The 23,657-nt window shown below is 61.5% G+C and carries 21 protein-coding genes and 1 pseudogene; 10 read left to right on the plus strand and 12 right to left on the minus strand.

The window, feature by feature from the left end; all coding sequences use genetic code 11:
• Positions 1 to 45 precede the first annotated feature (45 nt).
• The 3 genes from atzF to BLS87_RS18465 all read right to left on the minus strand — a co-directional run bounded on the left by atzF (position 46) and on the right by BLS87_RS18465 (position 3,208).
• The gene (gene atzF, locus BLS87_RS18455) at positions 46 to 1,860 is read right to left on the minus strand and encodes an allophanate hydrolase (protein ID WP_074754250.1); all 1,815 of its coding nucleotides are present in this window, start codon (positions 1,858 to 1,860) and stop codon (positions 46 to 48) included.
• A gap of 168 nt (positions 1,861 to 2,028) precedes the next feature.
• Positions 2,029 to 2,244 (minus strand): hypothetical protein, encoded by a 216-nt coding sequence (locus tag BLS87_RS18460; protein WP_074754252.1) that lies wholly within the window; start codon positions 2,242 to 2,244, stop codon positions 2,029 to 2,031.
• A 61-nt stretch (positions 2,245 to 2,305) separates the two neighbouring features.
• On the minus strand, positions 2,306 to 3,208 hold the full coding sequence (locus tag BLS87_RS18465; RefSeq protein ID WP_074754254.1) for a LysR family transcriptional regulator: 903 nt from the start codon (positions 3,206 to 3,208) through the stop codon (positions 2,306 to 2,308).
• A 122-nt stretch (positions 3,209 to 3,330) separates the two neighbouring features.
• On the opposite strand from BLS87_RS18465, the gene BLS87_RS18470 reads away from it, so the two are divergent.
• Positions 3,331 to 4,410 (plus strand): AbrB family transcriptional regulator, encoded by a 1,080-nt coding sequence (locus tag BLS87_RS18470; RefSeq protein ID WP_074754479.1) that lies wholly within the window; start codon positions 3,331 to 3,333, stop codon positions 4,408 to 4,410.
• 33 nt (positions 4,411 to 4,443) lie between these two features.
• Here BLS87_RS18470 and BLS87_RS18475 read toward each other — a convergent pair whose 3' ends face one another.
• The 3 genes and pseudogenes from BLS87_RS18475 to BLS87_RS35270 all read right to left on the minus strand — a co-directional run.
• Positions 4,444 to 5,688, minus strand: coding sequence for a D-mannose isomerase (locus BLS87_RS18475; RefSeq protein WP_074754256.1), 1,245 nt, complete (start codon positions 5,686 to 5,688; stop codon positions 4,444 to 4,446).
• Between the two features lie 224 nt (positions 5,689 to 5,912).
• Positions 5,913 to 6,776 (minus strand): methyl-accepting chemotaxis protein, encoded by an 864-nt coding sequence (locus BLS87_RS35265; protein ID WP_425262237.1) that lies wholly within the window; start codon positions 6,774 to 6,776, stop codon positions 5,913 to 5,915.
• Positions 6,771 to 7,538, minus strand: a pseudogene (locus BLS87_RS35270) (MCP four helix bundle domain-containing protein); the annotation flags it as partial. The gene BLS87_RS35265 and the pseudogene BLS87_RS35270, both read right to left, overlap by 6 nt.
• Before the next feature lie 194 nt (positions 7,539 to 7,732).
• Here BLS87_RS35270 and BLS87_RS18485 point away from each other — a divergent pair.
• The 3 genes from BLS87_RS18485 to BLS87_RS34215 all read left to right on the plus strand — a co-directional run bounded on the left by BLS87_RS18485 (position 7,733) and on the right by BLS87_RS34215 (position 10,071).
• Positions 7,733 to 8,218, plus strand: a complete 486-nt coding sequence (locus tag BLS87_RS18485; protein ID WP_074754260.1) for a GFA family protein — start codon at positions 7,733 to 7,735, stop codon at positions 8,216 to 8,218.
• Between the two features lie 85 nt (positions 8,219 to 8,303).
• Positions 8,304 to 9,851 carry an FAD-dependent oxidoreductase gene (locus BLS87_RS18490; RefSeq protein ID WP_074754262.1) on the plus strand — a complete coding sequence of 516 codons (1,548 nt, stop codon included), beginning with the start codon at positions 8,304 to 8,306 and terminating at the stop codon, positions 9,849 to 9,851.
• A 55-nt stretch (positions 9,852 to 9,906) separates the two neighbouring features.
• Positions 9,907 to 10,071: a hypothetical protein gene (locus BLS87_RS34215; RefSeq protein ID WP_167362082.1), complete on the plus strand. Its 165-nt coding sequence runs from the start codon at positions 9,907 to 9,909 to the stop codon at positions 10,069 to 10,071.
• A 24-nt stretch (positions 10,072 to 10,095) separates the two neighbouring features.
• Here BLS87_RS34215 and BLS87_RS18495 read toward each other — a convergent pair whose 3' ends face one another.
• Positions 10,096 to 11,193: an MBL fold metallo-hydrolase gene (locus BLS87_RS18495; RefSeq protein WP_074754264.1), complete on the minus strand. Its 1,098-nt coding sequence runs from the start codon at positions 11,191 to 11,193 to the stop codon at positions 10,096 to 10,098.
• A 222-nt stretch (positions 11,194 to 11,415) separates the two neighbouring features.
• Between BLS87_RS18495 and BLS87_RS18500 the strand changes: the two genes are divergently transcribed.
• A complete protein-coding gene (locus tag BLS87_RS18500) occupies positions 11,416 to 12,045 on the plus strand; it encodes a TetR/AcrR family transcriptional regulator (RefSeq protein ID WP_074754266.1) in 630 nt (209 codons plus the stop codon).
• On the opposite strand, the gene BLS87_RS18505 is transcribed toward BLS87_RS18500, so the two are convergent.
• Complete coding sequence (locus BLS87_RS18505; RefSeq protein ID WP_074754268.1) at positions 12,042 to 12,722, minus strand: DJ-1/PfpI family protein; 681 nt, start codon at positions 12,720 to 12,722, stop codon at positions 12,042 to 12,044. The genes BLS87_RS18500 and BLS87_RS18505 overlap by 4 nt on opposite strands.
• 109 nt (positions 12,723 to 12,831) lie before the next feature.
• On the opposite strand from BLS87_RS18505, the gene BLS87_RS18510 reads away from it, so the two are divergent.
• The 4 genes from BLS87_RS18510 to BLS87_RS18525 all read left to right on the plus strand — a co-directional run bounded on the left by BLS87_RS18510 (position 12,832) and on the right by BLS87_RS18525 (position 17,738).
• Positions 12,832 to 13,812, plus strand: a complete 981-nt coding sequence (locus BLS87_RS18510; RefSeq protein WP_074754270.1) for a GlxA family transcriptional regulator — start codon at positions 12,832 to 12,834, stop codon at positions 13,810 to 13,812.
• Positions 13,813 to 14,066: 254 nt separating this feature from the next.
• Positions 14,067 to 15,416, plus strand: coding sequence for a GntT/GntP/DsdX family permease (locus BLS87_RS18515; RefSeq protein WP_074754272.1), 1,350 nt, complete (start codon positions 14,067 to 14,069; stop codon positions 15,414 to 15,416).
• Positions 15,417 to 16,277 carry a MurR/RpiR family transcriptional regulator gene (locus BLS87_RS18520; protein WP_074754274.1) on the plus strand — a complete coding sequence of 287 codons (861 nt, stop codon included), beginning with the start codon at positions 15,417 to 15,419 and terminating at the stop codon, positions 16,275 to 16,277.
• Positions 16,278 to 16,280: 3 nt separating this feature from the next.
• Positions 16,281 to 17,738 (plus strand): N-acyl-D-amino-acid deacylase family protein, encoded by a 1,458-nt coding sequence (locus tag BLS87_RS18525; RefSeq protein WP_074754276.1) that lies wholly within the window; start codon positions 16,281 to 16,283, stop codon positions 17,736 to 17,738.
• Positions 17,739 to 18,127: 389 nt separating this feature from the next.
• Here the strand turns inward: BLS87_RS18525 and fahA are convergent, their stop codons facing one another.
• A complete protein-coding gene (gene fahA, locus BLS87_RS18530) occupies positions 18,128 to 19,423 on the minus strand; it encodes a fumarylacetoacetase (protein WP_074754278.1) in 1,296 nt (431 codons plus the stop codon).
• Positions 19,420 to 20,736 carry a homogentisate 1,2-dioxygenase gene (gene hmgA / locus BLS87_RS18535; RefSeq protein WP_074754280.1) on the minus strand — a complete coding sequence of 439 codons (1,317 nt, stop codon included), beginning with the start codon at positions 20,734 to 20,736 and terminating at the stop codon, positions 19,420 to 19,422. The genes fahA and hmgA overlap by 4 nt, the downstream gene beginning before the upstream one ends.
• Positions 20,737 to 20,846: 110 nt before the next feature.
• Between hmgA and BLS87_RS18540 the strand changes: the two genes are divergently transcribed.
• Positions 20,847 to 21,638, plus strand: a complete 792-nt coding sequence (locus BLS87_RS18540; RefSeq protein WP_074754282.1) for an IclR family transcriptional regulator — start codon at positions 20,847 to 20,849, stop codon at positions 21,636 to 21,638.
• 145 nt (positions 21,639 to 21,783) lie between these two features.
• On the opposite strand, the gene hppD is transcribed toward BLS87_RS18540, so the two are convergent.
• Entirely contained in the window at positions 21,784 to 22,860 is a 1,077-nt protein-coding gene (gene hppD / locus BLS87_RS18545) for a 4-hydroxyphenylpyruvate dioxygenase (protein WP_074754284.1), read from the minus strand.
• Between the two features lie 142 nt (positions 22,861 to 23,002).
• Entirely contained in the window at positions 23,003 to 23,635 is a 633-nt protein-coding gene (gene maiA, locus BLS87_RS18550; protein ID WP_074754286.1) for a maleylacetoacetate isomerase, read from the minus strand.
• Positions 23,636 to 23,657 lie beyond the last annotated feature (22 nt).

Genomic DNA, 23,657 nt, shown 5'->3' on the forward strand with positions numbered 1-23,657 from the left:
GTTATCGGGGTTAAAACGAAGGCTTGCCGCCTTGTCTGAGGAACGTCAGGCCTTGTTCAAGCTGGCGATATAAGCGCGCCAGCCACCGAACGCGGTGATGTCTTGCGCGTCTGCCAATGCCCAGGGTTCGCAGATGAAACCCTTCACGCTGCGACCGTCCGCCAGCGTGAGGTTGCCGATGCCCAGCGGCGCAGGAATCTCGGCGACGAACTCGCCGAAGCGCGCCAGCGGAATGTCCCACAACTCGACGATGATCGACTGCCCGCCTTCGGCTTTGGCCAGGCCAGGCTTGGGCGGCACCGTACCGGGGAGCGCGTACAAGCGGTAGTCACCCTGGGTCAGGGTCTGCTCGACGAACACGGCGTCGCGGCGGGTCAGCTGAAAATTGAGCGGCATGCCGGTCAGGTGTGCGCCGACCACGGCCACGCGGACACTGCCAAACGGTTGAGGTGCGGCAGCTGGCTCAGGCAATGGGCGCCCCGTTGCCCCCATCGGCAGTTTGAGATGCGCTTGCCACTGCTTGCCGAAACGCGCGAGCGCTGCGTCATGCCAGGCCGGTGCGATCAGCGTGATGCCGGCGGGTAAGCCATCCGCCCGCAGCCCCGCGGGCAGCGCCAGAGCAGACAAATCCGCCAGGTTGGTGAAGTTAGTGTAGAACCCGAATTGCGAGTTATAGAGCACCGGTTCCGCCGCCATCTCGGCCAGCGTGCGAATCGTCGCCGAGGTCGGCACCACCAGCGCGTCGAAACCGGCCAGTGCATCGTTGATCTGCCGGCTCAGCGTCGCACGCAGGTACTCGGCCTTGTAGGCGTCGCAGGCGCTGTACCCCAAGCCGTTTTCAACGATCCCCCGCACCACCGGGTTGATCGCGTCCGGGCTGGAGGCGAGCATCGACTCGAGCGCCACGGTCCGCTCCGCGACCCATGAACCGTAATAAAGCTGCTCGGCCAGCGCCTTGAAGGGAGCGAAATCGATGCGCGTGATCTCGGCCCCCATGTCGCCGAGTGTCTGCAAGGCCTGCTCGTAGACGGCCTGATTATGAGCATCGCCAAAAAACTCCAGTGTGGCCGGCACCGCCAGTTTGATCGATGCACCGAAGCCCACTGGCGCAGTGTTGGGGTTGGCACGGGAATACGCGTCGGAGGCGTCGTACCCTTCGGCGATCCCGGCCACGCACTCAGCGTCCTCGACGGTCAGGGCGAAGACCGAGATGCAGTCCACGGTGCGACAGGCCGGCACCAACCCGGTATTCGACAAGCGACCCTTGGTGGGTTTCAGGCCCACGATGTTATTGAACCCGGCAGGCACCCGTCCGGAACCGGCGGTGTCGGTACCCAGGGAGAACGCCACCAGGCCCCGCGCCACGACAGACGCCGAGCCCGAGCTCGAACCGCCGCTGACGTACTCGGGATTGAAACTGTTCGGTACTGCACCGTAGGGAGAACGCGTACCGACCAGCCCCGTGGCGAACTGGTCGAGGTTGGTCTTGCCCATCAGAATCGCACCGGCCGCGCGCAGCCTGGCGACCACCGTCGCATCGGCACTGGCGGTGTAGGCGAACTCCGGGCACGCCGCTGTCGTGAGCCAGCCCTCAGCGTCGATGTTGTCCTTGATGGCGAACGGCACCCCGTACAACGGCAGCTTACCGATATCGCCGCCAACGGCTTCAAGACGAGTCGCCAGCTGGGCCAGTTGCGCATCGAGTTGTGCGTGGCTGACGCGCGAGATCCAGGCGTTATCCGGTGCGGGAAAAGCATCGAGCAGCGCCAGCAACCCGTTCGGGGTCACCTCACCGCGCTGATACGCAGCGATCCATTGGTTAACGGTCCAACCGAACAAGGGGTGTTGAGCGTTCTGCATGTGTGGATTCCATCTTGTATCCAAGTTTGAATCCAACAACAGCAAAACGCAGGCCATCTTGTTGAAAGCCTTTATTTACGCGGCGTCGTAGGGATTTCAGCTGCGCCAGCCCACACCAAGATGCCCGCTCAGGAGGCAGCCGTGCGTGATTTTGGTGCCCGGCCGGATTCAACCCAGCGTCGATGACCCAATGTCCAGCTTGTCCGAATCTTCAAACTCGTCCAGCCGCAGGTCTCCCAAGTCAAGATCGCCTTCCGGGTCACTGTCTTCGTCGGCATCGGCGTCGTTGAGTGGCGACTGGTCGCCGCCGAAATGCGGGTCTTCGTTGTTCAGAAAATACGGTGTCAGATGATGCTTGCCGCGTTTGTGTGGCTGTACGTGCATTGCAGGAGTCTCCTAACGGCTCTTCATGTTCAATTTCAAGTTACTCCAGATCCCGGCGCGATCACACCCAGCTGAAAAACGATCCGCCGTCCTCGCGCAGCATTTTCGCCATGGCGTGAGCGGCCGGAGACAGGTAACCCTCGCGGCGCAGGATCACGCAGATGGTCCGCGCCATGGTGGTATTTTCCAGCGGCACCTCCCGCAGGTATTGCATGTTCTTGCCATATTCGAGGGTTTCCCTGGCGATGAAGCTCAAAAGGCGGGTCTGGGCGATGAGCCGGGGCAACAGGGAAATGGAATTGGCTTCGATCTGCACCACCGGCAGCGGCAGGTTGTGCCGTGCGAACGCCTCGTCGACCCAGATCCGCGAAGACACACCGGGTGGCGGCAACACCCAGCGGTAGCTGCACAGGTCGCTCATCTGAAACGGCGCATTGAAGATCGGATGATTGCGACTGGCGATCACGACCGCCTCGTCCGTGAGAATAGGATGGGCCGTGAACTCGTCTTCAATGCTGCGTTGCGCGCAGATGATCATGTCCAGATGCCCCGAGCGCAACTGCTCGCGCAGCATGTCATCCTGCCCGATCACCAGTTTCAGGGTGATGTCCGGCGCGCGCTTGAGTAACGCGTCAGTCAACTCCGGCAGCAGGTATTCAGCCATCGTCGACGCACACCCCAAACGAATCTCGCCCACCGCCCCGCTGGCGAAATCACGAACCTCTCGCTGGGTCTGGGCAATGCTTTGCTGGAGCATTTTGCCCCGCGCCTGCAGCAGTTCGCCGACCGGCGTGAGCTTGATCCGCCGACCGTCGCGCTGAAACAACTTGGTGCCAAACGATTCTTCCAGGCGCTGAATGCTTTTGGTCAGTGCAGGCTGGCTGCGATTGAGTTTTTCAGCCGCACGCCCCAGGTGACCGAGCTCAGCGATGGTTTCGAAATAGGTCAGGTCACGCAGGTCCATATATCAACCAAAGTTATCAATTCATGATTATTAGAAAATAGACTTGATCAATTCAACTGTCGATACTTCCCGGCATTGGACACACTTCCACCAGGAACCTGCCAATGCTCTGGAGATCCTCGTTGTCACGCCCTGCACCCTTTTCCCTCGATTCCCTGCCTTCGCTTGTGCAGTGGTCGCTGCTCATCGTTCTGGCGGGCAGCGCCGGTCAGGCCTTCAAATACTTTCACGTTCCCGCTGCGCTGTTTCTTGGCCCGATGCTGGTCGCCATCGGCTTCGGGGTTTGCGGCGCAAATATCCGGCTGCACAAGCATGTGTTTCGCCTGGGCCAGGGCAGCGTCGGCGTGCTGGTCGCGCACTCAATGACCATGGGCGTGTTGCTCACTGCCCTGCAGTCCTGGCACGTGATGGTGTTCGCCACCCTGCTGACCGTGGCCTTGAGCGCCGTGGTCGGTATCGGCCTGGCGCGCTGGGGCGGTATTCAAGGCAGCACGGCCGCGTGGGGCACTTCGCCCGGCGCCGCGTCGGCGATGGTGGCGATGTCCGAGGATTACGGCGCCGACTCGCGCGTGGTTGCAACGATGCAGTATGTGCGGGTGGTGTGCGTGGTGATGGTCGGCGCGTTGGTCAGCCGCCTGATCGGCGCTGACGTGGGCGGCACCGATGCACACAGCAGCGATGCCCTGTTGCAAGGTGCCAACCTGCTGAATCTTGGCCTGAGCCTGCTGGTGATCGTGGTGGGTGTGACCCTCGGATCGAAGGTTCCGGCCGGCGCCTTGCTGGTGCCGCTGTTACTGGGGGGCGCGCTGCAATTAAGTGGCGTCCTGCAGATCGTCATGCCGACCTGGCTGCTGGCAATCGCCTATGGCGCCATCGGCAGTTACATTGGGCTGCGCTTCGATCGGGCCACCATCCGTTATGTCTGGCGGCGGCTGCCGGCAATGATTTTCGGCGCACTGCTGTTGATCCTGCTCTGCGCGATCTCCGCCTGGGTGATCGCCGAAATGATGGGCAAGGACTTCCTCTCGGTGTACCTGGCGACCAGCCCTGGTGGCCTGGACGCCATGGCGATCATCGCCATCGACACCCACTCCGACGTTGGCTTCGTGCTGGCGATGCAAACCCTGCGTCTGTTCGGGGTCATTGTGACCGGGGCCTACATCGCGCGGCAGGTGATTCGGGTAACCCAGCGCCTGGCCTGACGGGTCAGCGGCAGGATCAAAAGCATTGCCGTCTCACTGCAAATGCTCCAGCGCAGTCGCCAGACTTTGCGCCAGCGGCAAGACCGGCAGCAGGGTCGCCTGATAGGCGTGATAGAGATCCGGCTTGCCTGGCCAGATATCGGCGCTGGGTTGATTCTGCGGGTTCAGCTCATGACGCCAGCTGCCCTGCTCAAGGTCGATGAACAGGGTTTCGTTGAATTCCCAGAACGTGCGGTACCAGGTTTCGTATTGCTGCTCACCCGTGCGTTGCAGCAGCGCCGCCGAGGCCGCAGCGGCTTCGGCGTGGGTCCAGTGCAAACGATGGCGAACCACCGGGCGATTCTCCCAGTCGAGGGTGTAGACAATGCCCGGTGCGCCGTCGACATCCCAGCCGAACCGACAAGCATTTTCGAACAACAACCGCGCATCTTCCACGAGCCAGGACGGCGTCTCCAGCTTGGCTTTCTGTCGCGCGGCCTCAAGATGCAGCACCAGCCGCGCCCACTCGAACGCATGCCCGGGCGTGGTGCCGTAAGGGCGAAAACCGTCATCCGGTTTGTCAGCGTTGTACTCGGGAACAGGCTGCCATTGCAGCGTGAAGTGCTCGATGACTTGATGGTTATTGGCGGCGGCGTGCTCATGAATCACGCGCTCGACGATGCGCAGCGCGCGGTCCAGCCAGCGGGCATCCCCCGTCACGTCCGCCAGCGCCAGAAAGGCTTCAGTGCTGTGCATGTTGCTGTTCGCGCCGCGATAGGCTTCTTCCTGGCTCCAGTCGCGGGCGAACGACTCGCGCATGGCGCCTTCTTCCTCGCTCCAGAAACGCTGACTGATCACTTGAATGGCCTGCTCCAGCAGCGCCTTGGCTCCAGGTCGTTGTGCGACAACGGCAGAACTGGCCGCGAGCGCGACGAAGGCGTGGAGGTAGGCGGCTTTGCCGGTATCGGCACTGTGCTCGAGCGGTTTGGCGAACCAGCCGCCATGCTCGGCGTCGCGCAATGGGCCGGCCAGCGCAGCAACGCCGTGATCGACCAGCTCGGCGCAACCGGGAATGCCGTTGATGTGGGCCATGGCGAAACTGTGGGTCATGCGCGCGGTGTTCATGGTTTCGGCAATGGCGTCGGCGGGGAGGCGCCCCTGCTCGTCCAGATTGCCAAAGCCCTGAGGCAACCTCGACGCCTTGGCGAACGCCAGCAGCCGATTGCCTTCTTGCGCCAGCCACGCTTTGTGTCCGGGGGAGCGCAGCCAGCTGCTGAAACCGCGATTCACATTATCCATTGCCATTCACCTATCTGCTCGGCAGGTTCAGCCCGCCAGGAATTATTAGTCGGGGCGAATCATGCAAGCCAACCGCGGGTGCAGGCAAGTGAATGAGGTGAAACGTTTATGCAGGTGAAGCATTCCCCTGTACGAGCGCGCTTGCCCGCGAACCCGATACCTCAGCCAACATCGCTGTCACAGACAGGCAGCCATCGCGGGCAACGCGCTCCTGCACTTTTTTGTTAAACCCGGAAACGCGTCACGACCTGATTCAGCTCACCCGCCAGACGCGACAACTCATTGCTCGACGCGCTGATCTGGTTGGCACCCGAGGAAGACTGCAGCGACAGATCACGAATGTTGACGATGTTGCGGTCCACTTCCCGCGCCACCTGCGCCTGCTCCTCGGCCGCGCTGGCGATCACCAGGTTGCGTTCGGAAATCTGGTTGATCGATGACGTGATGCGGGTCAGCGACTCGCCCGCGCCCTGCGCCAGCTCCAGCGTCTCGGACGCCCGCGAGCGACTGATCAGCATCGACTCCAGCGCTTCGCTGGAACCGCTGCGCATCGTCGAGACCATCTTGTCGATTTCCAGCGTCGACTGTTGGGTGCGATGCGCCAGTGCCCGCACCTCATCCGCCACCACCGCAAAGCCTCGGCCCGACTCACCTGCGCGCGCCGCTTCGATGGCCGCGTTCAACGCCAGCAAGTTGGTTTGCTCGGCAATGGAGCGAATCACATCCAGCACCTTACCGATGTCCTGAGACTGATCGGCCAGGCTCTGCACCAGCACCGAGGTGTGTTGCACATTGCTGGAGAGGTTCTGGATTGAGGTCACGGTTTCAATGACACGTGCCTGGCCATCCTGCGCGGCGGTGTTGGACTCGCTCGACGCCTGAGAGGTGGACACGGCATTGCGCGCCACTTCCTCGACCGCGGAGGTCATCTCGTTGACGGCCGTCGCCGCCTGCTCAATTTCGGCGTTCTGTTGATGCAGGCCACGGTGACTGTCTTCGGTCACCGAGTTCAGCTCGGTCGCAGCGGACGCCAACTGACTGGCGGAGCTGCCGATCAGGCTCAAGGTGCTACGCAGGTTGTTCTGCATCTGCTGCAAGGCGTTGAGCAAACGCGTCACTTCGTCTTTGCCTTCGACGCGGATGTCGTGGGTCAGATCGCCCTTGGCCACGAACTCAGCCGCAGTGACCGCCTGTTCCAGCGGCAGAATGATGCTGCGGGTCAGCCACAGTGCGAGTATGACCGTCGCCAGCGCCGCGATCAGCACGAACACCAGGACCACCGTGCGCGACTGCCCGTACTGCGATTGCGCAGCCACCCCCTCGAGCTCGACCTGATGCGAATAGAAGTCGCCCAGATCGCCCAGTTGCGTACCTGAGTTGTCGACGGCGGTTTTCATGTCCACCAGCAGCAGTGTGTTCAACGCTTTCAGATCGCCGCTTTCCGCCAGCACGAACGAGCGGGCCAGCCCGCGCTGATAGTCAGCCAACGTGCCGCGAAACTTGTCGTAGAGGACCTTTTCTTCAGGTGTATCGATGAAGGCGTCGAGGCTGCTCAGCTTGTCGGCGAGCACCTTGGCGCGGGCATCCATTTGCCCTTTGTAGACGCTGACGTTCTTGGGGTCGGTGTCCAGCGCCATGCGCAGCGAGATGGTACGGATGCGCAGCATGGCTTCGCGGATGTCGTTGACCAGTCGCATGCTCGGCATCCAGTTGCTCTCGACCGCCACTTCGCTTTGACGAATGTTGGACATCTGGGTCAGGGCAAACCAGCCCAGCAGCGCCACCAGCAGGGAGATCAGGGTGAATCCAAGGCCCGCACGGCGGGCGATGGTCAAATTGCGTAGATTCATGACCGTTGGCTCGTTGTTATAAGTGGCAGTGGTCGTATCTCATCGTACGACTATCGCTTATCGACGGTCGCTGTCGCTTCTTGAGTGCCCGCCACATGAAGAAAACGAACGGCTGTTCGAGAAAAACTGCGAACCCCACGACCCAGAGCGGTCTAGACCTAAGTGTCCCTGATCACCAGCACGGAGAAAAAGCCATGCACCTGGAAGGTTCCTGCCATTGCGGCGCGGTCGAGTTCAGTCTGACGAGCGCCCACCCCTACCCTTATCAACGTTGCTACTGCTCGATCTGCCGCAAGACCCAAGGCGGTGGCGGCTATTCCATCAACCTGGGCGGCGACGCAAAAAGCCTCAAGGTCAAAGGCAAAAACAGCATTGCCATCTACCACGCGAAGATGCGCGACGAACACCATCACGTCCACACCAGCAGCGCAGAACGACACTTCTGCAAGCAGTGCGGCAGCGGGTTGTGGCTGTTCAGTCCGCAATGGCCGGAGCTGATCCATCCGTTCGCCTCGGCCATTGACACACCGTTGCCGACGCCGCCGGAACACACGCATTTGTTGCTGAATTCTAAAGCGCCGTGGGTCGAAGTCCAGGCCGGGCCCAAGGATCAGCAGTTCCAGCAGTACCCCGATGAGTCCATTGCAGACTGGCATGAGCGCCTGGGGCTGGTGCGCTGACCCACTCATTTGATGCGCCCGGCAGATTCGCTGAACCTCTTCATGCGCGGCCCACTCCCAAAAGAAAGCCTGGGAGGAAAGTCACATGCCTATGCATCGGGTCGCTAGCCTGGCCGATCTTCGTCAAGATCGCGGTATTCAGGTTGAAGTTGGCGAGACAAAAATCGTTTTGGTCCGTGACGGTGAAGCGGTGCGCGCGTATCAAGGCGAGTGCCCTCATGCGGGTGCACCGCTCGCCGATGGCGCCGTGTGCAACGGCCATCTGATTTGCCCTTGGCACAAGGCCGAGTTCGCCGTCCATGACGGGCGCCTGTGTGAGCCGCCTGCGCTGAACGCGCTGAGGCGTTATGCGACGCAGGTGATCGACGATCAGATCCACGTCGACGATCAGCCCGTTCAGACCGCGCCGCAGATACGCGCCGACGACGACCGCTGCTTCGTCATCATCGGCGCTGGCGCCGCAGGCACAGCTGCGGCCTGCGCATTGAGGGAAAAGGGCTTCAACGGCCAGTTGCTGCTGATCGACCGGGAAGATTCACCGGGTTACGACCGCACGGCATTGAGCAAATTTGTGTTGGCGGCAGAGATGCGTCCCGATGAAACGCCGCCGCTGCGCGAAGACGCCTTCTATGACGAGAATCACATCGAACGCATTCAGGGCGAGGTGATGAAGCTGGACGTCATCAACAAACGCGTGACGTTGGCGGACCGACGACGTTTTGCTTATGACGCCGCGTTGATCGCCACCGGTGGCGAGCCCCGTGCGCTGCCTTTGATCGGCGCTGATCTGCCGCAAGTGCTGACGCTGCGCTGCCGAGATGATGCGAAAAAGATTCTGGCGGCGGCACAACCGGGGCGTCACGTATTGATTGTCGGCGACAGCTTTATCGGCCTGGAGGCGGCGTCCGCGCTGCGTAAGCACGGCGTCAAAGTGACGGTAATCGCCCGCCACGAAGTGCCGTTCGCGAAACAGCTTGGCGAGCGGATCGGTAAGGCGATCCGCGCGCTGCATGAACAGAACGGGGTGTTGTTCCGCACCCATGTCGAGGTCACTTGCTTCGAAGGCGACGGGGACACTGAGGAAAAACGTCTGAAGGTGGCGGTGTTGAGCAATGGTGAACGGATGCCGGTCGATGCTGCATTGGTTGGCATCGGCGTGGCGCCGGCGACGCAGTTCATCGACGGCATTGAGCTTGAAGAGGACGGATCGCTGTGGGTGGATGCCGGAATGCAGGCAGGCAAGGGTCTGTGGGCGGCGGGCGATATCGCGACCTTCCCGATCAACGACACCCCGCAACGCATCGAGCACTGGCGTCTGGCGCAACAACACGCGCGCATCGCGGCGAGCAACATGCTCGGCGACGACAAGCATTACAGCGATGTGCCCTACTTCTGGACGTTCCACTTCGGTAAACGTCTGGACTGTCTGGGGCATGCCGAAGACTGGGACGACATCGTCTATCTCGGCGAGCCCGAAACATTTACGTTCCTGGCGCTGCTCTGCAAACAAGGGGTCGTCAGAAGCGTCGTGGGATGCGAGCGCGAACGTGAAGTCGCGTTGCTGGCTGAACGGATGAAACAACCTTTGTTCAAGGACGAAGCCTTGATGTTGATCCACCAGCTCAGCCAGTGAACGCTGCGGGCGCCGCGCGCCTTGAGCTCAGCTGTTAACGAACGGAGAACATGTGATGCCTAAAGAATCCAGCCGTGAAGACCTGGACCACCAACCTGACAATGCGGGGAAAGTGGGCGAGCAGCACAAGCAGGCCAACCAGCAGGGCGAACAGCCCAGGCACCCTGGCCAACCAGAAGGCGATGAACAGGATCGGGATCAGAATCACAACAAACCCTGATCCCGCCCTTTAACCTCGACTGGTCTAACCTCGACTGGTCGCCTGCTGCCGATCGCAGCGACGGCCACGACGGCGCGGCGCCTCGGATTCAACAGCCTTTTCGACCTTCATCCACCAGGCCTCGCCGCGGCTTGGGTACTGGACATAGAACGGCTGGCCCATTTCCGGCGTGGTGATCGAGATACTGCGATCCCACGCCAATGCCAGAATGCGGTCGAATGGCTCGTGCCAAGCGTGCATGGCCAGGTCGAACGTCCCGTTGTGAATCGGCAGCAGCCACTTGCCGCGTACGTCGATATGCGCCTGCAGCGTCTCCTCCGGTTGCATGTGCACATCCGGCCAGTCCACGTTGTAGGCCCCGGTTTCCATCAACGTCAGGTCGAACGGGCCGTATTGCTCGCCGATGAGTTTGAAGCCGCTGTGATAACCGGTGTCGCCGCTGAAGAAAATCCGCTGGTCAGCGTCGATCATTACCCACGAACACCACAGCGTTTGGTTGCTGTCACTGAAACTGCGTCCTGAAAAGTGCTGCGCGGGCGTTGCGACAAAACGGATGCCATGGATCTCGGTGGCTTCCCACCAGTTCAATTGTTGAACCTTCTTTGCGTCCACGCCCCACTTGATCAGCGTATCGCCCACACCCAGCGGCGCGATGAAGTGTTCGGCCTTGTCCTTGAGCACCTGAATGGTCATGTGGTCAAGGTGGTCGTAGTGGTTGTGGGAGAGGATCACCGCCTTGAGCGGCGGCAGGTCTTCCAGGCTGATGGGTGGCTGGTGGAAACGCTGCGGGCCAGCCCATTGGATCGGCGACGCCCGTTCGGCGAAGACCGGGTCCGTCAGGAAGTACTGATTGCGCAGCTTGAGTAACACCGTCGAGTGGCCCAGCCGATAGACCGTGTTGTTCGGGGCCGCGAGCAGTTGCTGACGCGAGAGCGGCTGAACCGGGATCTCGCCCACAGGACGGGTGTGGCGAGGTTTGTTGACCATCGCGTTCCAGAAGATGCGCAATGTCTTGAGAAACCCGGAGCGCTTCATCGGCTTGTGATTGAGATAGCGGCCCTCTTGCCGGGATAGAACGGGCAACGAGGAGGCGTTATCGAGGTTTTTTTCGATCGAGGCCATGAGGTGCTGACTCCATGAAACGGGTGGAGGTTTCTGCGACGGCGGACGCATTGCAGAATGTTGCATACGACGGAAAGAAGTAAGCGGCAATTTGTAACCGTGTTTTACACTACACAGTGTAGTTTCAAGCTTGCACGATCGTCAAAGAGAAGTAAACTGCCCGGTGTAATTTTATTGTCGGGAGTTCGCCCGACCTGCGTCCAACCCTTTAGAAGCGATGCCATGACTGCTCCCCTGCGACTGACCGACCGAAAACGTGAAGCCATTGTGATGGCGGCGATTGCCGAATTCCGGGACAACGGTTTCGAGGTCACCAGCATGGACCGCATCGCAGCACGGGCCGAAGTCTCCAAGCGCACGGTGTACAACCATTTCCCGAGCAAGGAAGAGCTTTTCGCCGAAATGCTTCAGCGCCTGTGGGCCAGCGCCACCGCACAGCCCGAGGCGATCTACCGCCCCACCCTGCCATTGCGTGATCAGTTGCGCGACTTGCTCGACGCGAAGATGAAGACCCTCGGCGACAGCAATTTTATCGACCTGGCGCGCGTCGCCATCGGTGCGACCATCCACTCCCCCGAACGCGCTCAGGCGTGGGTCAACCGTCTGAACGAGCGTGAGGAAACGTTCACGGTCTGGGTGCGCGGCGCCCAGCAGGACGGCCGCCTCAAGGCCGTCGAACCCGGTTTCGCCGCGTCACAGATTCACGCCCTGCTCAAGGCCTTTGCCTTTTGGCCGCAAGTCACCCTCAATAAACCACTGCTGACACCCGAGGAGCAGGTGTCGGTGGTGGAATCGGCGCTGGACCTGTTCCTGTGCTGGTACGAAGTCCCCGCCTCCTGCTCGCCCGCTTAACGACGGCCTGCTGTCACCCGTTCGACGATCTGCTGACGCGCGACCAGTCCAGGCGTTGCCCGCTCCGTGGCAATCGCCAGCACGTGGGCAGGCGCTGTGTCCGGACGACCGGCATTGAACGGTGGCGCGGGTGCATATTCCAGCTGCAGTTGAATAGTCTGCGATGTGTCTGCATCGAAGATTTCGCTGATCAGCGTCAAGGCGAAATCAATGCCTGCGGTCACGCCGCCGCCGGTCATCAGATTGCCGTCGCGAACGACCCGCTCCTTGACCGGGATCGCCCCGAACTTTTCCAGCAAGCCATGGGAGGCCCAGTGAGTCGTCGCGCGCTTGCCCTCCAGCAACCCCGCAGCGCCCAGGACCAGCGCGCCGGTGCAGACCGACGTGACGTATTGGGCATTGGCGGCCTGCTGCTGAATGAACGCCAGCGTTTCGGCGTCTTCCATCAGGGCGTCCACGCCTACACCGCCCGGCACACAGATCACGTCGAGGTCAGGGCAATCGTCGAATGTGCAGGTCGGCGTCAACGTCAGATGGGTGCTGGACTGCAGCGGGTCGCGGTTTTTCCAGACCAGATGCACCTCGACACCCGGCATCGTGCAGAAAACGTCGTAGGGACCGGTGAGGTCCAGCTGTTGAACCTTGGGAAATACCAGCAAGCCGATGTGCAGAGTCATGGGGTTCTCCAGTGAGAGGTCGATTGGACGAATTCACTGTAGCCAGATACGCTCTGGCGGATACGCCATAACACCCACAATTTCCGCCAACCCTCTGATGAGGTGCGTCATGCCCGATCAGCCCAGACCCATCCACATCCTGGCGTTCCCCAACGTGCAATTGCTCGACGTCAGCGGCCCGTTGCAAGTCTTCGCGTCGGCGAATGTGCAGATGCTGGAGAACCATCTGCCAGCGCCCTATGTGCCCATGGTCATCGCCAGCGAGAATGGCAGCGTGGTGTCGTCGGCAGGCCTGGGTCTGCACACTCATCCGTTGCCGGATACACCGTCGGACACGCTGATCATCGCGGGTGGTCGTGGCGTACACACGGCGTTGCGCGATCAAGGCTTGCTGCACTGGGTGCGTGCCCAGGCCGCCCGCGCGAGACGGGTGGCATCGGTCTGTACGGGCGCGTTCATGCTGGCCGAAGCCGGTGTGCTCGACGGGCATCGAGTGGTGACCCACTGGGACAGTTGCGATGAACTGGCCCGGCGTTATCCGGCGTTGCAGGTCGATCCGGAACCGATCTTCATCAATGAGGAAGCACTGTGGACCTCGGCCGGCGTCACGGCAGGTATTGACCTGGCGCTGGCGATGGTCGAAGCCGACCTTGGCCGACACATCGCCCTCGCCGTGGCGCGGGACCTGGTGGTGTTTCTCAAACGGCCCGGTGGCCAGTCCCAGTTCAGCACTGCATTGTCGATGCAACAGGCCACACGCGGACAGGACAGCCGCTTTGGCGACCTTCACGCCTGGATTCTCGACAACCTTGCGAGCGACCTTTCCGTTGCCACCCTCGCGGCACAAGTGGGCATGAGCGAGCGCAGTTTCGTCCGGCATTACCGTGCCCATACGGGTAACACGCCCGCACGCGCCATCGAACAGTTGCGCGTTGAAGCCGCCCGGCGCTTGTTGGGCGACAGCGCGTTACCGATCAAGCGGATCGCCGACCGGTGCGGCTTTGGCACGGAGGAAACATTGCGCAGAAGCTTCCTGCGCGCAGTGTCGGTGACGCCACAGGCGTACCGTGAGCGGTTCAGCGCGGGATGACGCCTGCGCTAATCGTTTAAGAAATTAATTTTCATAAATTGATATCTGTATCTGAATTCATGTAATTTAATTTTCATCACGAAATCAGAGATAACAATAATGCCTGCCTGTGATCGTCGTTTTTCGACCCCCGCTTTATCGTGTGCGCCTTCTGCAACACCCACTGCCGAGAGTGTTTTCACCGCTTGCCTGCGCCCGGACTGACGTCCTTTCGCCCAGCCTGGCCTCCCTCTTTCTCTGCAAGGAACCGTTGCATGCCACCGTCTACCGGCCTTTCTCTACTGGTCTACGCCGCCATCGCGATCATCGCCCTGATCGTCCTGATTGCGCGTTTTCGCCTCAACCCCTTCGTCGTCATCACCCTTGTTTCCGTGGGCCTGGCCCTGGTCGCCGGCATGCCCGCCACCTCGGTGGTCAGTTCCTATGAAGGTGGCGTTGGCAAGACACTGGGTCACATCGCGTTGGTCGTGGCGCTGGGCACCATGCTCGGCAAGATGATGGCCGAGTCCGGCGGCGCCGAGCAGGTGGCGCGCACGCTGATCGACCGCTTCGGGGAGCGCAACGCGCACTGGGCGATGGTCTGCATCGCGTTCCTGGTGGGACTGCCGCTGTTCTTCGAAGTCGGCTTCGTCTTGCTCGTACCCATCGCGTTTACGGTCGCACGGCGTGTAGGGGTCTCGATCCTGATGGTCGGCCTGCCGATGGTCGCAGGCCTTTCGGTGGTGCATGCGCTGGTTCCACCGCACCCTGCAGCGATGCTGGCGGTTCAGGCCTACCAGGCTTCAGTCGGTCAGACGCTGTTCTACGCCATCCTTATCGGTATCCCGACCGCGATCATTGCCGGTCCGCTCTACGCAAAGTTCATCGTGCCGCACATTCAGCTGCCGGAAGAGAACCCGCTGGCCAAGCAGTTTCTCGACCGCGAGCCGCGCAAGCAACTGCCGGGCTTTGCCATCACCATGGCGACCATTCTGCTGCCGGTCTTGCTGATGCTGCTCGGTGGCTGGGCCAACTTGATTTCCACACCCGGCAGCGCGTTCAACAGCTTCCTGCTGTTTGTCGGCAACTCCGTGATCGCCCTGTTGCTGGCGACCTTGCTAAGCTTCTGGACCCTGGGCATCGCGCAGGGCTTTAACCGAGACGCGATCCTGAAATTCACCCAGGAATGCCTCGCGCCCACGGCCAGCATCACCTTGCTGGTGGGTGCGGGGGGTGGCCTGAACCGGATTCTCGTCGACAGTGGCGTGACCAACGAGATTGTCAGCCTGGCGCAGGATTTTCATCTGTCCCCGCTGTTGATGGGCTGGTTGTTCGCGGCATTGATGCGCGTGGCGACCGGCTCGGCGACCGTGGCCATGACCACCGCCTCAGGCATCGTTGCCCCGGTCGCGATGGGCCTGGGCTATCCGCATCCGGAACTGCTGGTGCTGGCGACCGGTGCGGGCTCGGTGATCTTTTCTCACGTCAACGACGGCGGCTTCTGGCTGATCAAGGAGTACTTCAACATGACCGTGGCGCAAACCTTCAAGACCTGGACGGTGCTGGAAACGCTGATTTCCGTCATCGCCTTCCTCTTCACCCTTGGCCTGGCCCAGGTGATCTGAGTGGACATCCTTTACCAGATCCGCGCTCGCCAGGATTCATTCAGCGCGGGTGAAGGCCGCATCGCCCGACTGATTCTCAGCGACGTTGCGTTCTGCGCCAGCGCCAGCCTCGACGAGTTGGCCGCGCGCGCCGAGGTCAGCAGCGCCACGCTGTCGCGGTTTGCGCGCTCGATCGGCTGCAAGGATCTTCGCGATTTGCGCCTGCAATTGGCCCAGGCCAGCGGCGTTGGCACTCGGTTTCTCAATCCGGAACAGGCGCCTGAGCAATCGGCGTTTTTCACCCAGATCGTCGGCGATATCGAGTCGACGCTGCGCCAGCATCTGGCCGGGTTCGACGACGCCCGCTTCAAGGCTGCCGTTGCCCTGCTGACCCCGGCACGCATGATTCACAGCTTCGGCATGGGCGGCTGTTCGAGTCTGTGCAGCGAAGAATTACAGACCCGTCTGGTGCGCCTCGGCTACCCGATCGCCGCCAGCCGCGATCCAGTGATGATGCGCCTGATCGCCGCCACCCTCGGCCCGGATCACAGCCTGATTGTGTGTTCATTGAGCGGTCGTACGCCCGAACTGCTCGATGCCGTGAGCCTCGCGCGCAGCTATGGCGCGAAGACCGTGGCGATCACCCTGCCCGACTCTCCGCTGGCCGGTCTCGCCGATGCGGTGTTGCCATTGCAGATCGCCGAAACCAATTTCATCTACAAACCCACGGCAGCGCGTTACGGCATGCTGCTGACCATCGACGTGCTCGCCACCGAGCTTGCGCTGATCGCCCCGGATGACAATCAGGAGCGGCTGCGGCGCATCAAGCTGGCCCTCGATGATTACCGCGGCGGCGACGACGGCCTGCCGCTTGGAGACTGAACCATGCTTTACGACCTGATCATTCGCGACGCGCTGGTGATCGACGGCAGCGACACGCCAGGCTACCGCGCTGATGTTGCCCTTCGCGACGGCCGCATTCAGCGGATCGGCGACCTGAACGGTGTCTCGGCCAAGGAAGACATCAACGCTGCCGGCCGGGTGCTGGCGCCGGGCTTCATCGACGTGCACACCCACGATGACACCGTGGTCATTCGCCAGCCGGACATGCTGCCGAAGATCACTCAAGGTGTGACCACGGTGATCGTCGGCAACTGCGGGATCAGTGCCTCGCCGGTCACCCTGGCCGGTGATCCACCCGACCCGATGAACCTTCTGGGTCCGGCCAAGGCCTTTGCGTACCCGCGCTTCATGGATTATCGCAACGCCGTGGACAAGGCGCGTCCAGCGGTCAACGTCGCGGCCTTGGTTGGCCACACGGCGTTGCGCAGCAACCATCTGGACGACCTGTTCCGCACGGCGACGCCCGAGGAGATCAGCGCCATGCGCGACCAGTTGCGCGAGAGTCTGCAGGACGGCGCGCTGGGGCTTTCCACCGGACTTGCCTACGCCTCGGCTTATTCGGCCGACACCGACGAGGTCAAGCAACTGGCCGAGGAACTGACCGACTTCGGCGCGGTGTACACCACGCACCTGCGCAGTGAGTTCGAGCCGGTGCTGGAAGCGATGGACGAAGCGTTCGCGATCGGTCGCCATGCCCGCTCGCCGGTGGTGATTTCCCACCTTAAATGCGCCGGCGCCGGCAACTGGGGTCGCAGTCCGCAGCTGTTGGCCTCGCTGGAAAAAGCCGCGCTCACGCACCCGGTCGGCTGCGACTGCTACCCGTACGCCGCCAGTTCCTCGACGCTGGATTTGAAGCAAGTCACCGACGCCCACCGCATCACCATCACCTGGTCGACGCCTCACCCGGATCAGGGCGGCCGTGACCTGAACGAGATCGCCGCGCACTGGAACCTGTCGCTGGAGGATGCGGCCCGCAAGCTTCAACCGGCGGGCGCGGTGTATTACGGCATGGACGAGAACGACGTGCAGCGCATCATGAAGCATCCGTTGTCGATGATCGGTTCGGACGGCCTGCCGGAAGACCCGTTCCCGCACCCGCGCCTGTGGGGGGCTTTCCCGAGGGTGTTAGGGCATTTCAGTCGGGACGTGGGGCTGTTCCCGCTGCACACCGCCGTGCACAAGATGACGGGGCTGACCGCCACGCGCTTTGGCCTGCATGAGCGTGGATTCGTGCGTGAGGGTTATTGGGCCGATCTGGTGCTGTTCAATGCCGAGACGGTTCGCGATGTCGCCGATTTCAAAGAACCGAAGCGTGCAGCCGAAGGGATCGATGGGGTTTGGGTCAATGGACACTTGAGTTATGCCGACGGCAAACCGCAGGGCGAAAGACACGGCAGGTTCCTGCCTCGTGAAGGTTCGTTGGTTTCGGGATTCACTTGATACAACAAGGTCTGGAAAATCATGCGAAACCTGTGGGAGCGGGCTTGGTCAGGGCGGCATTTCGACGAATGCGGTGTTTCAGGCGACATTGATGTCACTAACCCACCGCATTCGCTGCCCTCGTAACCTCGGACGTCTCCTACAGGTACTGCGTCGTTACGATGATTTGTGGTCGACATCTGACCTGTGGGAGCCGGCTTGCTGGCGAATGCGGTGGGTCAGCGACGTCAATGCTGAATGACCCACCGCATTCGCTGCCCTCGTAACCTCGGACGTCTCCTACAGGGACCGCGTCGCTGCAAAAGGCCTGTGAAATCACGCGAAACCTGTGGGAGCGAGCTTGGTCTGGGCGGCATTCCGACGAATACGGCTCCTACACGTATCGCGGCTTACCCCACCACCACCCCACGGCATTCGCCAAACCCGATGCTCACCTCGCCATCCTTGCGGCAGCGCGCTTTGAGGATCACTTCGTCGCCGGCTTGCAGGAATGTGCGCGTCTCGCCGCTGGACAATTCGACCACCTGTTTCCCGCCCTCGGTCATCTCCAGCAAACTGCCGAACTGCCCGGCTTGCGGACCGGACAATGTGCCGGTACCGAACAGGTCGCCCGGCTGCAGTTTGCAGCCGTTGACGCTGTGATGGGTGACCATCTGCGCGACGGTCCAGTACATGTTCAGCGTGTTGCTCAGCGCCAGGCGTTGTGGCGCAAGGCCTTGCTGTTTCATGTGCGCGGTAAGCAGCAATACCTCCAGCTCGATGTCCAGTGCGCCATGTTGCTGGTCCTGTTCATCGAACAGATAGTCCAGCGGTTTTGGGTCGCCATCCGGCCGCGCGGGTTGTGCCCTGCGGAACGGCGCCAGGGCTTCAGCGGTCACCACCCACGGCGAAATACTGGTGGCGAAGCTCTTCGACAAAAAAGGCCCCAACGGCTGGTATTCCCAGGCCTGCAGATCTCGCGCCGACCAGTCGTTGAGCAGGCAGAAACCGGCAATGTGCTGGCTGGCTTGCGCGATTGGGATCGGCTCGCCCGCTTCGTTGCCCTGCCCCATCCAGACGCCCACTTCCAGCTCGTAGTCAAGCCGCTTGCTCGGCCCGAATACCGGCGCCTCTGCACCCGGTGCGAGTGTCTGACCCTGGGGACGTTTGACTGGCGCCCCCGACACGCAGAGCGTGGATGCCCGGCCGTGGTAGGCGATGGGCACGTATTTGTAATTGGGCAGCAGCGGGTTATCGGGGCGAAACAGCTTGCCGACGTTCATTGCGTGATGGATGCCGACGTAGAAGTCGGTGTAGTCGCCGACCTGCGCCGGGAGGTGCATCTGGCTGTCACTCATCGGTTGCAACAGGTTGCCGAGTGCCTGCAGTTGTTCGCGCTGCGGGCTGTGTTCATCCAGCAACTGCAACAAGCGGGAGCGCAAGGCCTGGCGAGCAGAAGCGTCCAGCGCAAAAAACTCATTGAACTGACTGCGACTGGCGCCTTCTGCCGCCACTTGCGCAGCGCCACTGAACAACCCTGCCTCCAGCGCGACCTGCAGATCGAAAATGAAGTCGCCGATCGCCACCCCGCCACGTTTGCCGAGGCCCGGAACACTGAACACGCCGAATGGCAGGTTCTGCAGCGGAAAATCAGGGTGATCGTTGGCGCTGGTCACCCAGCTGCGGAGGTGTCGGGAAGTGCTCATTGTTGGCTGTCCGTATCGAAGGGTTTGAACGTTCTGGCGATGCCCTTCCAGCAGGCATCGTAGTCGCTTTGCAGTTGCGGGCATTCCAGCGCATGACGGCTGGGGCGCAGGACCTTGCCAGTCTCGAACATGAACGCCATGGTCTGTTCGATCTTGTGCGGTTTGAGGTCCGCGGCCATGGCCTTCTCGGCCGTGGCGTTGTCCGGGCCGTGGGCACTCATGCAGTTGTGCAAGGAGACGCCGCCGGGCATGAAACCCTCGGCCTTGGCATCGTACGCACCGTCGATCAGGCCCATGAATTCGTTCATCAGGTTGCGGTGGAACCACGGCGGACGGAAGGTGTTTTCCGCCACCATCCAGCGCGGCGGGAAGATCACGAAATCGACGTTGGCTTGCCCGTGAACCGCGCCCGGCGAGGTCAGCACGGTGAAGATCGACGGATCAGGATGGTCGTAACTGACCGTGCCCAGGGTGTTGAACAGGCGCAGGTCATATTTGTAAGGCACGTTGTTGCCGTGCCAGGCCACCACGTCGAAAGGCGTGTGGTCGAGGGGTGCGCTCCACAGCTCGCCAAGGAATTTCTGCACCAGTTCGGTGGGTTGTTCGCTGTTCTCGAAGTGAGCCACCGGCGCCTGGAAGTCGCGGGGATTGGCCAGCCCGTTGCTGCCAATCGGCCCGAGGTCTGGCAGGCGCAAGGCACAGCCATGGTTCTCGCAGATATAACCGCGCGCCATTTCGTCGAGCAGCTGAACGCTGAATTTCAGGCCACGGGGCATTACCGCTATTTCCTGCGGCTCGATGTCCAGCAGGCCGAGCTCAGTGACGATGCGCAGGCGCCCCTGCTGCGGAACGATCAACCATTCGCCATCGGCATTGAAGAATGCGCGCTGCATGGAGCGGTTGGCGGCGTACACATACACGCTGACGCCTTCAGCCTGATCCGCCGCCGACGTGCTCGCCAGGGCGATCAGACCGTCAATGAAATCGGTGGGCTCAGTGGGAACGTCAAACGCATTCCAGCGCAGGCGATTGGGGGTGATCGGTCCTTGCTGCTGGCCGGTGATCTGCCGCGTCAGACGTTGGTACTGAGGGTGCGCCGCCGAGGGCTGGATACGGTACAGCCAGGTACGCCGGGCTTCGGCGCGAGGGACAGTGAAGGCAGTGCCTGAGAATTGTTCGGCGTAGAGACCGAGGGGGTGACGTTGCGGCGAGTTCTGTCCCACCGGCAAACCGCCCGGTACGGCCTCGCTGCTGAATTGATTGCCGAAGCCGGATTGATACCTCAAAGCCTCGGATGCAGGTGCTGTGAACATCTCGACCTCTTGTTTTTATTTTACGTAAACAGATTACGCATAACGTAATTTGAGTTTGCAGGTCGGTCAAGCTATAAAGCAGCCTTTCCAGACCGGCGCACGCCCCGCTCATGACCGAAGAATCCGCAATCCCCGCAGGCTCGCGCCAACAGAAAGTGCAGTCCGCCGAAGTCGGCGTCGGCATTCTCAAAGCGCTGGCCGAACTCGCCCCCGCCACCTCGTTGTCGAAACTCGCCGAATACGTGGGCATGCCTGCCAGCAAGGTGCATCGTTACTTACAGGCATTGGTGGACAGCGGCTTCGCCGAGCAGGACCCGGTCACCAACCATTACCGGTTGGGACGTTCGGCGCTGCAGGTCGGCCTTGCGGCGCTGAGTCAGCTGGACGTGCTAAAGACCTCGGCACCTGAACTGATTGCGCTGCGCGACGACCTCAATGAAACCTGCTTCCTCGCAGTGTGGGGCAACAAAGGCCCCACCGTGGTGTATGTCGAGCAATCGCTGGGCGCGGTGACGCTGGTCACGCAGATCGGCTCGGTGTTGCCGCTGCTCAGTTCCTCGACTGGGCTTGTGTTCGACACCTTCCTCTCGCCCGCCGAGACAGCAGCGCTGAGAAAAGCGGAAGCCGCGTCCCTGAACGCGAAACAGCTGAAGGAGATCGACCGTCACATTGAGGAAATCCGCAGCACCGGCGTGCATCAGATTCACGGCCTGCTGATGGCCGGCGTCAACGCCGTGTCGTCACCGGTGTTCGCCATGGGCCACACGCTGGTGGGGGTGGTGACCGTGGTGGGCTCGGCATCGGTGCTCACCGATGAACGCCAGGCGCTGGCAGCGCAGAAGCTGTTAACCACAGCCCAAGCGATCAGCGCGCGGATGGGCGGTGAAATGCCGAAGGTCTGATCCCTGATACGGCTCGGACACCGATAAACCCTGTAGGAGCGAATTCATTCGCGATTGCCGGTACGACCGACAAATCTCTTTCGCCTGAAACATTTTTCGCGAATGAATTCGCTCCTACAGGCAGAACAGCGCCAGACGCCGCAGATCAATCCGCCGTCAACACCCCACGCCGCAACTGGTCGCGTTCGATCGATTCAAACAGCGCCTTGAAGTTGCCCTCGCCGAAGCCGTCATCGCCCTTGCGCTGGATGAATTCGAAGAACACCGGCCCCATCAGGGTTTCCGAGAAAATCTGCAGCAGCAGGCGCTGGTTGCCGCCGTCTGATGTGCCGTCCAGCAGGATGCCGCGCGCCTTGAGTTCGCTTTCCGGCTCGCCGTGGTTCGGCAGTCGCCCTTCGAGCATTTCGTAATAGGTTTCAGGCGGGGCCGTCATGAAGCGCATGCCCAGTGCCTTGAGTCGGTCCCAGGTGTCGATGAGGTCTTCGGTGAAGAACGCGACGTGCTGAATGCCTTCGCCGTTGAACTGCATCAAAAACTCTTCGATCTGGCCAGCGCCCTTGGACGACTCTTCGTTGAGCGGGATGCGGATCATCCCGTCCGGCGCGGTCATCGCTTTGGAGGTGAGCCCCGTGTATTCACCCTTGATGTCGAAGTAGCGAATTTCGCGGAAGTTGAACAGTTTCTCGTAGAAGTTGGCCCAATACGCCATGCGCCCGCGATAGACGTTGTGGGTCAAATGGTCGATGAATTTAAGGCCTGCGCCCTCAGGGTGACGGTCGACGCCTTCGATGAACACGAAGTCGATGTCATAGATCGAAGTGCCTTCACCAAAACGATCGATCAAATACAGCGGCGCGCCGCCAATGCCCTTGATCGCAGGCAAACGCAACTCCATCGGGCCTGTCCCGATCTCGATCGGCTGAGCACCGAGTTCCAGCGCGCGTTTGTAGGCCTGCTGCGAATCCTTGACCCGGAACGCCATGCCGCACACAGAAGGACCGTGCTCGGCGGCGAAGTAGGACGCTTCGCTATGAGGCTCGTTGTTGAGGATGATATTGATCGCGCCCTGACGGTACAGCGCCACGTTCTTGGAACGGTGGTTGGCGACCTTGGTGAAGCCCATCATCTGGAACACCGGCTCCAGCGTGTTGGGGGTCGGCGAGGCGAATTCGATGAATTCGAAGCCCATCAGGCCCATCGGGTTTTCGTAGAGATCAGTCACGGTCTTGCTCCTGCTAAAAAGTGAGAGGCACAGCGGCGAGGGTCACAGTTCAGCGGGTGGCGCACAGGGAATGCCCCGTACACTGCGGGCGAGGAAGTCGCCGAAGATCAGTTGCAGACCGAAGATTTTCATGGAAGAGAGGTTACTCCGGCTTGTCGGATTGCGCATCAGGGTGCGCGGCCTGAAAGGCCGGATGCTGCAACGCCAGCGCCTCGACCCGGCAGATTCGCGGGAACGCGGTCAGGTCGACATTGAAGCGGCGTGCCGCATACAGCTGCGGTAAAAGGTAAACATCGGCCAGGCCCACCTCGCCGAAACAGAAGCCTTCGTCGCCCATCATCGCTTCAAGCGCGGCAAAGCCCTCACCGATCCAGTGTCCAATCCAGGCCGTCACGTTGCCTTCGTCATGCCCAAGACCGCGCAACCGATTGAGCACCGCGACGTTGTGCAGAGGATGAATGTCGCAGCCGATCAACGCAGCCACCGCTCGATGCCGGGCTCGCTGAATCAGATCCCCGGGCAGCAACGCCGGGAGGGATGCACGCTCTTCCAGGTATTCGATGATCGCCATCGACTGGATGATGACCTCGCCCGTGTCGAGCCGAAGCGCGGGAACGCGACCCTGAGGATTGATCGCCAGGTAGTCAGGTTTGCGATGCTCGCCGCCGTCGCGGATCAGGTTGACGGGGATGGCATTGACCTCCAGCCCTTTCAGCGCCAGGGCAATCCGCACCCGGTAGCTGGAGGTTGATCGGTAGTAGGTATAAAGATCCACGGGCAGGCCTTCGCGTTGTTTT

The sequence above is a fragment of the Pseudomonas abietaniphila genome (assembly GCF_900100795.1).
In the GTDB taxonomy this organism is placed as follows: domain Bacteria; phylum Pseudomonadota; class Gammaproteobacteria; order Pseudomonadales; family Pseudomonadaceae; genus Aquipseudomonas; species Aquipseudomonas abietaniphila.